Source organism: Chloroflexus sp. (assembly GCF_034432675.1).
Taxonomy (GTDB): domain Bacteria; phylum Chloroflexota; class Chloroflexia; order Chloroflexales; family Chloroflexaceae; genus Chloroflexus.
Genome location: NZ_DAOUBI010000134.1, coordinates 1 through 11368, shown reverse-complemented (window position 1 = coordinate 11368; position 11368 = coordinate 1). Strand labels below are relative to the sequence as shown.

The 11368-nt window shown below is 55.8% G+C and carries 6 protein-coding genes; 1 reads left to right on the top strand and 5 read right to left on the bottom strand.

What is annotated here, in order from left to right; genetic code table 11:
- Positions 1–162 precede the first annotated feature (162 nt).
- The 3 genes from VAE55_RS10035 to mgtE form a co-directional block, all read right to left on the bottom strand.
- Positions 163–1479 (bottom strand): nitrate/sulfonate/bicarbonate ABC transporter ATP-binding protein, encoded by a 1317-nt coding sequence (locus tag VAE55_RS10035; RefSeq protein ID WP_322815649.1) that lies wholly within the window; start codon positions 1477–1479, stop codon positions 163–165.
- A 10-nt stretch (positions 1480–1489) separates the two neighbouring features.
- Complete coding sequence (locus VAE55_RS10030; protein WP_322815648.1) at positions 1490–3208, bottom strand: ABC transporter permease; 1719 nt, start codon at positions 3206–3208, stop codon at positions 1490–1492.
- A 461-nt stretch (positions 3209–3669) separates the two neighbouring features.
- Positions 3670–5025: a magnesium transporter gene (gene mgtE, locus VAE55_RS10025; protein WP_322815647.1), complete on the bottom strand. Its 1356-nt coding sequence runs from the start codon at positions 5023–5025 to the stop codon at positions 3670–3672.
- A 755-nt stretch (positions 5026–5780) separates the two neighbouring features.
- On the opposite strand from mgtE, the gene VAE55_RS10020 reads away from it, so the two are divergent.
- On the top strand, positions 5781–6338 hold the full coding sequence (locus VAE55_RS10020) for a hypothetical protein (protein WP_322815646.1): 558 nt from the start codon (positions 5781–5783) through the stop codon (positions 6336–6338).
- Between the two features lie 31 nt (positions 6339–6369).
- Here the strand turns inward: VAE55_RS10020 and odhB are convergent, their stop codons facing one another.
- Both odhB and VAE55_RS10010 read right to left on the bottom strand, forming a co-directional pair.
- A complete protein-coding gene (gene odhB / locus VAE55_RS10015; protein WP_322815645.1) occupies positions 6370–7716 on the bottom strand; it encodes a 2-oxoglutarate dehydrogenase complex dihydrolipoyllysine-residue succinyltransferase in 1347 nt (448 codons plus the stop codon).
- A 37-nt stretch (positions 7717–7753) separates the two neighbouring features.
- The gene (locus tag VAE55_RS10010; protein ID WP_322815644.1) at positions 7754–10576 is read right to left on the bottom strand and encodes a 2-oxoglutarate dehydrogenase E1 component; all 2823 of its coding nucleotides are present in this window, start codon (positions 10574–10576) and stop codon (positions 7754–7756) included.
- Positions 10577–11368: the final 792 nt, after the last annotated feature.

The following is an 11368-nucleotide window of genomic DNA, read 5'->3' as shown; positions in this document are numbered from 1 at the left end:
GGAACACCCTCGCCTCCTCCCCTTAGCGCAGCTTGCCTTCTCTCTCCTCACCCCCAGCGGGGAACACCCTTGCCTCATCTCCTCCCCCCAGCGGGGGGGTTGGGAGGGAGGCGAGGCGGCGAGTGGGGCGAGGAGGAGGCCCCCCTGTATACACCCTATCTCTTAACCGGCAACCGTCCCCACCGGTGCCTCCAGGAAGAAGCGACCCTCTGCATCGTCATACGCAAACAGCTCGGCGTAGCGCCCCCACTCCAGGGCAATATCAAGCTGACGTTCAGCCTCGGCGCGGGGAAATTCACGCTCCAGCGCAGCCAGAAACACCTCCCACGGTAGCGATTGATTATCGGCTGCGGTCAACATACGCAGCATCCAGCGGAAGAACGGCAATCGCCGCAACCGCGACGCGAAGATCTCCTTGCGCACCTGGATACTGGCATCGGCAAATGCTTCACCCAGTGGCGTCAAAATTAGATCACCGCTCTCCACCCGTGCGAAGCCGAGTAACTCAGCTGCCTCGATCAACGGCAAAAGCTGGTCGAGGTCAAGCCCCAATTCATCTTGTAACTTGACTATTGGATCACGCTCTGTATCGGTTGCATTTGTCTGCTCAAGCAGGCCGGCCAGTGCCGTAACACCGGCCATGGGGAGCAGACGAGTCTGCCCGCTTTGACCCGGCTCGGTACCATACTCGACCGCCTCCGGTTGGGTTTGCCCGGCCAGCACGGCGTAAACCCGTGCCACAAGAGTGGCAAATGCCTCTGATTTGCGATCCCGCGGGTGTGGCAGGTTAATCGGAATGTCGGCAACGACCCGGCCCGGATTCTTATCCATGACCACAATGCGGTCGGCCATAAACACCGCCTCTTCGATATTATGGCTCACCATCAACACGGCCCGAATCTGAAGATTACCGCTCGTCCACAACTCCAGTACTTCGCCCCGCAGCGTCTCCGCACTCAGCACATCAAGCGCGCTAAATGGTTCATCCAGACACAAGAGTTCTGGATCGACAGCCAGCGCACGGGCAATACCAACCTTCTGTCGCATTCCACCCGACAACTCACGCGGGTAGGCGTGCTCGAAACCATCAAGACCGACCAGATCGATCAGCTCGACGGCACGTTTCTGCGCATCATCGTAAGCAACACCCCGCGCTTGCAGAGCAATGGCAACGTTCTCCTGTACCGTCAGCCACGGAAAGAGGGCGAAGGTTTGAAAAACAATCGTTGCGTGCGGATTAACCCCTTGCAGTGTCTGACCGCGATACCGCACCAGACCCTCAGAAGGTCGGGTCAGCCCGGTGATAATACGCAGCAACGTGCTCTTCCCACAACCCGATGGCCCCAGCAAGGCGACAAACTCACCTTCGCCGATAGCCAGATTCACATCCTGAATAGCGGTAAACTTCCGCTCTGCGTTGCCATAACGCTGCGTCACGCGCAGCACCTCCACCAGAGGCTGCAATTGCGTTTGCTGCATCGTTTTGCTCCTATTCAAGGCGATATCGATCTGCGGCCAGTTGATATAGTTGCCGCCAGACTAATCGATTAATGGTTACCACGGTAACGATCATTGTGAGCGTTGCAGCGAACAACTGCGCAAAATCACCGGTGTTGGTAGCAGCAGCAATCGTTGCCCCAATGCCGATTGTCCGGTACGTTTGCTGATTGAAAACCACGTACTCAGCGACGACACTGGCATTCCAGGCACCGCCGCTCGCTGTAATAAGACCGGTGATTAGATACGGAAAGAGACCGGGCAGAATCAACGTCCGCCAGCGCCGCCATCCGTGCAACTGCAACAAATCACTGGTGAAACGTAAATCCTGCGGAATAGCATTGACGCCTGCAATGATATTGAATAGGATGTACCACTGTGTACCAAGCATCATCAAAGTGATGGAAGCCAGATTGAGACCACTGGGCAATGCCAGCAGTGCCAAAACCAGCACCGGAAAGAGAGCAGTCGCCGGGATTGAAGCTAGAATCTGCACTACCGGCTGTAAGACTGCCGCCACCTTTCGGTGCGTGCCAATCCACACCCCAACCGGTACCGTCCAGAGTACTGCAATACTTACCGCGGCACCGACCCGCCCGAAGGTAGCTACTATTCCCAACAAAATCTCGCCCCACTGAGCGAACGACACGTTGAATAGTAAGCGAACACCATTAAACAGGCCCCATCCCGTCAAAATAATGATGGCAACCAGAACAATCAGGCCAAGACCTGAACGTCGCCGTTCCTCATCCTCAGCCGGCACCTTATCAGCCGGACGCTGCCCAACCCACCGTTCCACAAGCCCATTCAGCCGATGGAACCCTCTGCAAAGCCACGCTACCATCACCGAGCGGTGAAACAAGTCGTAGAAGAACGATGTCGGCTCATCATCTCGCTCAACAAATTCCAGCCGGAACCGACCAGACCAGACGAGCAACGGGCGCCAGACGAGTTGATCCAGCATAATGATCACGAGCACCAGACAGAACAACCCCCAACCAATGGCCATCAGATCGCCGGCGTCAGCCGCTGTCTGCAAAAAAGCACCCAGGCCCGGCAACCGAAAATCACGTTCGCCAAGGGTAAAAATCTCGGCTGCCATAAGGAAGAACCAACCTCCGGCCCAGCTCATCATACTGTTCCAGACCAGTGCCGGCGCGCCGAATGGAAATTCGAGCGTAGTGAAACGCTGCCACCACGAGAAGCGAAAGATACTGCTCGCTTCACGCAGCTCTTCGGGGATTGTGGTTAGCGACTGATACCAGGCAAATGTCATATTCCAGACCTGGCTGGTGAAGATCAGGACAATCGCCGTCAGCTCGACAGCGAACGTCTGCGGCAAGATAGCACTTAAACCCAGCAAGACAACCGGCAAGAACGAGAGGATTGGCACACTCTGTAAGACATCGAGTAGCGGGATCAAAACCCGCTCGGCGTGTGGATTGTAGGCGGCGATGTAGCCATAAATCAACGTAAAGATAAAAGACAGGACATAGGCCATCACCATTCGACTCACTGAATACAATGCATAAAACGGCAGTGCGGTCGGGCTAAGCGATATTGTCGGCCCGCGAACCATCTCAGGTGCATTATTGGCGACACCGATTGTCAGACCAACCAGACCTATCAGGATCAGAAAAAGCCACAAATCGGCCTGGGTAAAGGCCACACGTGCCGGTGGTTCGGGAGTAAAGGTACGCAACTTGAACATACAACTGCTCCACTTCCCAGGTTAGTTTAGGGGCAAACAGAACACATAAACAAACACAACCTCTACCGCATCAGGATGCCCTGGCGCAAGCTGTTGCGCTCCCCTCCCCCGCTGTGCGGGAACGGGGCCGGGGTGAGGGCGTGCACCGCGCATACCTCTGCCCTCGCCGGCGGCGAGATGGCGGTTTCTCAACCTGCGCACGCTACCCCTTACAGACCAGACGGAACACATGAACAAACTCAACCTCTACCGCATCAAGATGCCCCAGCGCAGGTTGTTGCGCTCCCCTCCCCCGTCGTGCGGAAGCGGGGCCAGAGGTGAGGGTGTGCAAGGCATTGCCCAGCCTACCTCTTGCACGTGATCGAATGTACTGTCCGCTCTTGAGTCAAAACGAGCGGTCTGTTTGATAATCAGGCGAAGGCAATGCCTTTACCTACCCGAAGCGATGTTCGGATAGGTGCTTAGCTCGTTAGCCCCAGTAGCCAGGTTGCCAACGAGAAATAGATCAACACCCCACCAATATCCGAAAGCGAGGTCACCAACGGGCCACTGGCCGTCGCCGGATCAAGCCCCAGTCGGCGCAATAGGAATGGCAGCGACATCCCAATTAAGCTGCCCATCAGAACCAGCACCAGCATTGTCAGCGAAACCACTCCGGCAACATGCCAGCCAACCCGAATCACACCCAATAAACCGACCGCCAGCGCCATCGCACTCCCCAACAACAGCGCGACCAGTAACTCTTTTATCAGCAAACGCCACCAGTCGCTTGATTCAATATCACCGGTCGCCAGCGCACGCACCGTCAGCGTTGCCGACTGCGAACCGGCATTGCCAGCGCTACCGATCAGTAGTGGAAGAAAGAAGACCAGAGCAACGACTGCGGCGATTGTCTCTTCAAACGCAGCAATCACCGCCCCAGAAAAGACATTCACAAAGACCAAGGCTACCAGCCAGGGCACGCGCTTGCGCACAAGCTCAAAGATCGGTATCTCCAGATAGCTGCCACGCAGCGGCTCAATAGCGGCGCTGCGATGGAAGTCTTCGGTGACCTCTTCCTCGGCTACGTCAATTAAGTCGTCAAAGGTTACAATCCCAACCAGTACCCCATCCGAATCAACGACCGGCAAAGCCGGCAAACTATAGCGCCGCAGTGCCTCAACTGCCCGTTCTCGATCATCAAATGCCGACAACACAACATAGCTCTCGTCCATCAGACTACGCACCGTCTGTGTCAGTTCGGCCAGAATAAAACGACGCAACTCAATCGCATCGAGCAACCGCCACTGTTCATCAGTTACGTAGATCACATCAATCGTTTCGCTATCACGGCCACGTACCCGAATATGGTCGAGCGCACGGGCAATCGTCCAGCCCGGACGCACAGCGACGTAGTTGGGCGTCATCAGACGCCCAACGCTCTCTTCAGGATAGCCGAGTAACTGACGGGCTTCTTTAAGATCGTGTGGACTGAGCAGATTGAGTAACTTTTGCGTCACCTGGCCGGGAAGCTCTTCAAACAGTTGCGTGCGATCATCAGGGCTGAGATTCGCTAGCAGTAAGCGCGTCTCCTCCAGGTTCAGACTGGTCAATAACTCGTATTGATCGTCATGCTCAAGGTAGGAAAAGACTTCACCGGCCAACGAACGTGGCAAAACGCGAAAGACCAGCATGCGCTCGGCGGCAGACAGCTCGCGGAGCAGATCGGCGATCTCCGGCGCCGGCCAGCGCGAAAGTTGCTCACGCAGATCGAGCCAGCGCTGTTCGGCAATCAAAGCCTGAACCTCATCGAGGCGGGGAGTTGGGATTGTGGTCATTGTCACCCCCTGTGTTTCCTAGTAGCGGCACAGGAGGTAACGACATTCAGTACACAAAAAGCCCCGGTAAGCTCAACCTCACCGGGGCAGATCGTTATGATCAGACCAAACGTCTACTCATATCGACACCGTGAGCCGATGAGGCCGGTGCAGGTATTGATTGTCATTACCATACTGCGCCGCTGACGAGAATGACTACTGTCCATAGCGGTTCCGTTCCTCATCGTGTCTAAACGTTGCCAACAGGCTTCACTACTATACGCCAGAGACGCCGATTTGTCAATCCTGCGCACATCGGTATGTCGTTTTCTGGTAGTGAGCGATACTGTCCGTCAATTTTTATTAAAGAAGTGTTAAGTCATTTGAGGAATGTTTAACTGACAATCTTCAAAAAATATCTCCAAGAATAAGTTATTTAATCAAAATATGTAAAGATTTTCTACCAAAAAAGATTAAGAAAATGTTATCCCGAAATCTACTTTGAAGCTGTATCCTGAAACCCATCACTAACGACGATTTCCATAGTACCTCTCAAATGAAAGGACAAGGTTGAACATGAAACTGTGCTCTATGGAGAACCGGATCGAGCGTAAGGTTGTGGCAAGTCTACGCCTTCAATGGCAGCGCAACCGTTACCTTCTCGCCAGTGCAACGCTGATCGTAGGCACGCTAACGCAGTTGTGCCACTTCCCAAGAAGCGCAACCGTTACCTTCTCGCCAGTGCAACGCTGATCGTTGCATGCTGTGTAACAGTGGTGTGGCTCGCAGCACGTCTCTGGCATATCGACCCGGTTATTTTGTTACGCGATGTCTACGTTGTCGTTGGTGCAGAGCCGTATACAGGATTGATATCAAACATTGGCTTATTGGGCTGGTGTGTGGCAGCGACTGTCTGGAGTATAACCGTCTACCTGTTACATCCGCACCGTGCTGACTCCCGCTACGGGTTAGCAATCAGTGCAGGGATGATCACCGCGATTTTGTTGATTGATGATGGCTGGATGTTACACGAATACATCTTACCCTGGCTAACCGGACTTGACGAGAAGGTATTTCTGGCCGGTTATGCACTTCTGGCGATCATGTTTGCCGGCTATGCCCTGCCTCGTATATTGCAAACCGACTACCTGCTGGCAGGTATCGCTGCCGGCTGTCTGGCCGCTTCGTACCTGATTGACATAGTGCTTCCGTTTACCCCTCGCCACACGCTATACGAGGATGTCGCCAAATTGAGCGGTATTATCTTCTGGGTGGCTTATGCGCTGAGTGTCTTTCGTGAGGTAGCGAAAACACAACGGGGACGACTCTTGTAGCCGCCCCCGTTCCTCTTGATGGCTGGATTAGCTACCCTTCCAGTAGTAACGCCTCTGGGTCTTCGATCAACTCTTTCACTTTCACCAGGAAGCGCACTGCTGTGCTACCATCGATCAAGCGATGGTCATAGCTCAGCGCAACGTACATCATCGGGCGAATGACGATCTGCCCGTCGACAACGACCGGACGCTCTTCGATTTTGTGCATGCCCAGAATGCCTACCTGCGGGGCATTAAGAATCGGCGTGCTCATGAGCGAACCGTAGACGCCGCCATTCGTGATCGTGAATGTGCCACCCTGAAGTTCGGCCAGACTCAACGTTCCTTCCCGTGCCTTCTTCGCCAGTTGGGCGATTTCGCGCTCGATCTGCGCGAAGGTCTTGCGGTCGGCATCGCGCACAACCGGCACCACCAGCCCCTCGTCAACCCCAACGGCGATGCCGATGTCGTAGTAGTACTTAATGACGACCTCTTCGCTCTGAATCTCGGCATTTACCATCGGGAAGGCTTTGAGCGCTCCGACCACGGCTTTGGTGAAGAAGGACATAAAGCCCAAACCAACCCCGTGCCGCTCTTTGAAGGAGTCCTTGTGACGGGTGCGCAACGCCATCACTGCGCTCATATCCACTTCGTTGAAGGTGGTAAGCATCGCTGCGGTGTGCTGCGCTTCCACCAGCCGACGAGCGATGGTTAAACGACGCCGACTCAGGCGCTGGCGTTCTTCACGACGGTCACCATTCGTGCTAACAACTGCCGCCGGCGCTGCGGGTGGCGTTGGCCGTGATGCCGGTGCTGGCGGCGGCGCAACCGGAGCCGGCGCAGGTGACGGCTGAGCGGGTTGTGAGCGCTCTACCACAGCCGGGGTCGGATGGCTGACGTGGACCCGCGCTTCATCCGCTTTGGCGGTTGCTTCACTCGGCCCGGTGCCCGATACCAGGCGCATAACATCTTCTTTGGTAATGCGCCCGCCGGGGCCGGTGCCGGGAACCGTGCGCAAATCGATGGCGTGTTCGGCAGCCATACGCTGGGCAACCGGTGTCGCCAGCACTTCATTGACCGCAGTGGCAGCCACCGGTTCAGCGACAGGGGCAGCTACCGTTGTTGTACTGGCTGCCGCCACCGGTGCTTCTTTCGGCAATGCCCCGGCTTCAATCGTACCCAGCAGATCGCCGATGCCAACCGTCGTCCCTTCTGGACATGCGATGCTGGTCAGAACCCCACTCTGATCGGCGGCTACTTCGAGATTAACCTTATCGGTCTCCAATTCAACTACCGGTTCACCAATCGCAACCGGTTCACCTTCACGCTTAAGCCAGCGTGCTACCGTCGCCTCAACAATCGACTCACCGAGCGACGGTACGCGAATTTCGTATGCCATGCCCTAACCTACCTCACTCATCAGTAACGCACATGCCTTAGTGCGTCATCGTTTCTCGTCCTTGCAATGCCGGTACAGGAGAATCCGGCAGATCAGCTACCGCCTCGCGTAAGATACGAGCCTGTTCACGCACGTGGATGCTATGTAACCCTTCTGCCGGACTGGCCGACTCGGCACGTCCGACATAGCGCAGCGTAACGCCTTCGGGTAAGAGCTGTTGTAAACGGGGCCAGACAAAGCTCCAGGCTCCCATATTCTGCGGCTCCTCTTGCAACCAGACCACCTCTTGCAGGTTCGGATAGCGCTGCATCGCCGCCTGCAACTCTTCGGCGGGGAAGGGATAGAGTAGCTCAAGCCGCAGCAAATCGACACGTCCGGCAGTCTTTTCCCATTCAGCACTGGATAGAAGATCAATCGCTACCTTCCCCGAACACAGGATGATGCGCGTGACCCCTTCTGGTACCGGCGCCTCTGCCCCTAGACCGAGCACCGACTGGAAGCGATAGTCGGTGAGATCGCGCAACGACGAACTACTGCGTGGATGGCGCAGCAGGCTCTTGGGCGTCAGGATAATCAATGGCTTGGGGTTGGCGTACAGCGATGCCGCCTGGTAACGGAGCAGATGGAAGTATTGCGCAGCAGTCGTACAATTCGCGACGCGGATATTGTCATTGGCCGCCAACTGCAAAAACCGCTCCAGACGTGCGCTTGAGTGTTCCGGGCCTTGCCCTTCATAACCGTGCGGCAGCAGCATCACCAACGAGGGATTCTGCCCCCACTTGGCGTGCCCACTGACGATAAACTGATCGATGATCACCTGAGCGCCGTTGGCAAAATCGCCAAACTGCGCTTCCCACAACACCAGCGTGTCAGGCGCGTGACAACTGTAGCCGTACTCAAAGCCCAATACCGATGCCTCAGAAAGCGGACTGTTGTAAACGGCAAACGAGGCGCGGGCTTGCGGGATGTTGTGCAGCGGAACAAAACGCTCGCCGGTCACCACATCGTGCAAGACAGCGTGGCGATGGCTAAATGTGCCCCGTTCACTGTCCTGGCCGGTCAGCCGGATGGGCGTGCCATCGGCAAGGATACTGGCAAACGCCAACGCCTCCGCATGGCCCCAATCAATACCGCTTTCCTCAAAGATAGCCTGTCGGCGCCGTTGCAGGGTGCGTTCAAGTTTGGGATGAACCGTCAACCCTTCAGGTCGATCTAACAATGCCTCGTTCAGCTCGATCAACGTTTTCGCTGAAACCGGACGGGCAAAGATCGGTGGACGACTCAGCGGCTGGACAGGCGGCGGTGGTGCAGGTGGCAACGATGCTGCCAGACGCTGACGTTCGCGCACCTTCTCAAATGCCTGCTGGAGCCGATGCATCACCGCATCTACGCGAGCCTGCGCTTCTTCACGAGTGATAATCCCGCGCCGTTCCAGCTCACGCGCCCAAATCTCGCGTACCGTCGGATGATTGCGAATCCGCTCGTACATCTTGGGTTGGGTAAACTCCGGTTCATCACCCTCGTTGTGGCCCCACCGCCGGTAGCCCACCAGATCGATGAGAAAATCTTTCTGGAACTTCTCACGGTATGCCGAGGCCATCCGGGCCACAGCAACACAGGCTTCAACATCATCAGCATTGACATGCACGACCGGAATTTCCAGACCACGTGCCAGATCGCTGGCGTAGAGGGTCGAACGCGAGTCGTTGCTGTCGGTCGTGAAGCCAATCTGATTGTTGATGATAATGTGAATCGTTCCGCCGATATGATACCCCTTCAGCCGTGAGAGGTTTAGCGTCTCGGCGACGATACCCTGACCAGGGAAAGCGGCATCACCGTGAATCAGAATCGCCAGCGACTCCTTCTCGTCCTCTTCAGGAAAACCAGGCCGGTTACGGCGCTCTTGCGCAGCACGGGCGCGACCTTCGACCACCGGATTAATAAATTCGAGGTGACTTGGATTGGGCGCCAGCGTAATCGGCATCTCGGCAATTCCGCTCTCGCGGTAGGCTTTGCGGGCACCGAGATGATACTTCACGTCACCTGTCCAGCCTTCATACGTATCTTTGGTATAGTCGGGCGAATGGAATTCGGTCAAGATCATCGAATAGGGCTTACCGAGAATATGCGCAAGGACGTTCAAACGACCGCGATGCGCCATCCCGATAACGACCTCTTTGGTACCATTGACCGCAGCATTCCGAATGATGGCGTCGATCATCGGGATCAGCATGTCGCAGCCTTCAATCGAGAAGCGTTTTTGCCCGGGGAATGTCTTGTGGAGAAAGCGCTCAAAACACTCAACTTCCGTCAGCCGGTCGAGCAGTTCCCGCTGACGATCGGCATCAAGCCCGCCGAAGAAGCGGCGATCCTCGGCAGCCTCGCGAATCCAGGCACGTTCAAGGTAATCCTGAATCTGATCGGTCTCGTAGCCAATCGAACCGGAATAGGCCTGTCGCAGACGTTCTACACCTTCGGCAGCATTGCGTACCTGAGTAGCAATCGGCCCCCGGACGATGTGCGCCGGTAGGGCAGCCAGATCGGCCTGCGTCACCCCGTGTGTTGCCAGCTCCAGACCAGGATCACCGGGTGGATCACTGCCGAGCGGATCAATCCGTGCTGCCAGATGCCCCAATTCACGGATGTAGCGGATCAATCGCGCTGCACCAACAATCCGCGTCACATCCAACGGCGGTTGGCCGGCCTCGCCAGCCGGCGCCGCACTGTCGCTGGGCGGCGCCCATTGCGCAAAAAAGGCCCGGGTTGCCTCATCGACCGAATTGGGATCGGCGCAATAGCGCTCGTACAATTCGATCAGGTAGCCGGCATTTGGGCCATAGAAGCCGTTCCATTCATTCATGCTTCGCCCGCTCCTTTGCCTGGATAAGGGTTGATCAATTATTTGTTCATATTATCACAAACAATAACAGCGCAGTAACAATGCCGTTACGCTGCCTTCATTGTACCACGTTGACTGCACAGCGTTTCCAGGCAAAACGCCACCGGGTACTGTTTTTTATCCACAAACCGCCAGTCTGGGATGGGGATGAAAAAGAACGATGGGTGAAGGCATTTCCTTCACCCACCATCAACTTCCAGACAGAAAACCGTCTCTGCGAACCTGCTCCTACATCGCAGTAATTGCATTGCAGGCTGCTGCAATTGCAACCATTACGCCACAGGTGATCAGAACTGCAATCGTTTGTGCAAGCCGATATGGCATCTCAAATCGGGATGCCCGTTGCTTCACCGAAATGACTCGCTCTTGCTGCATTACTGCCTCACTATACACTTATTCTTGATAGCCATGTACTTTGAAGATAAATGGTTGATACTGTGTCTAACCAGGGGTGATACTCACTTTTTGCCGGGAAGATTCACCCGATTTGAAATGACGATCAGGCGTCTGGTGTTGCTATTGCTGCATTTCGCGGTGCAACCGTGTGCTACGAGGAGCACGAAACCGACACGCCCCCACCCTACCCCGTCCCCGCTGGGCTATGCATTACCACATGTCACGCTGCGTTATGACAGGCTGCCCGCGCTCCCCGCAGCGCAGGCTTCTAATCCACGTGTAGGCATCATCGCCACCGCCGGCAGGGGCTGGTCATTGCCGTTGGTACGCAGGCACGAACCTGGTGCAACAACACAT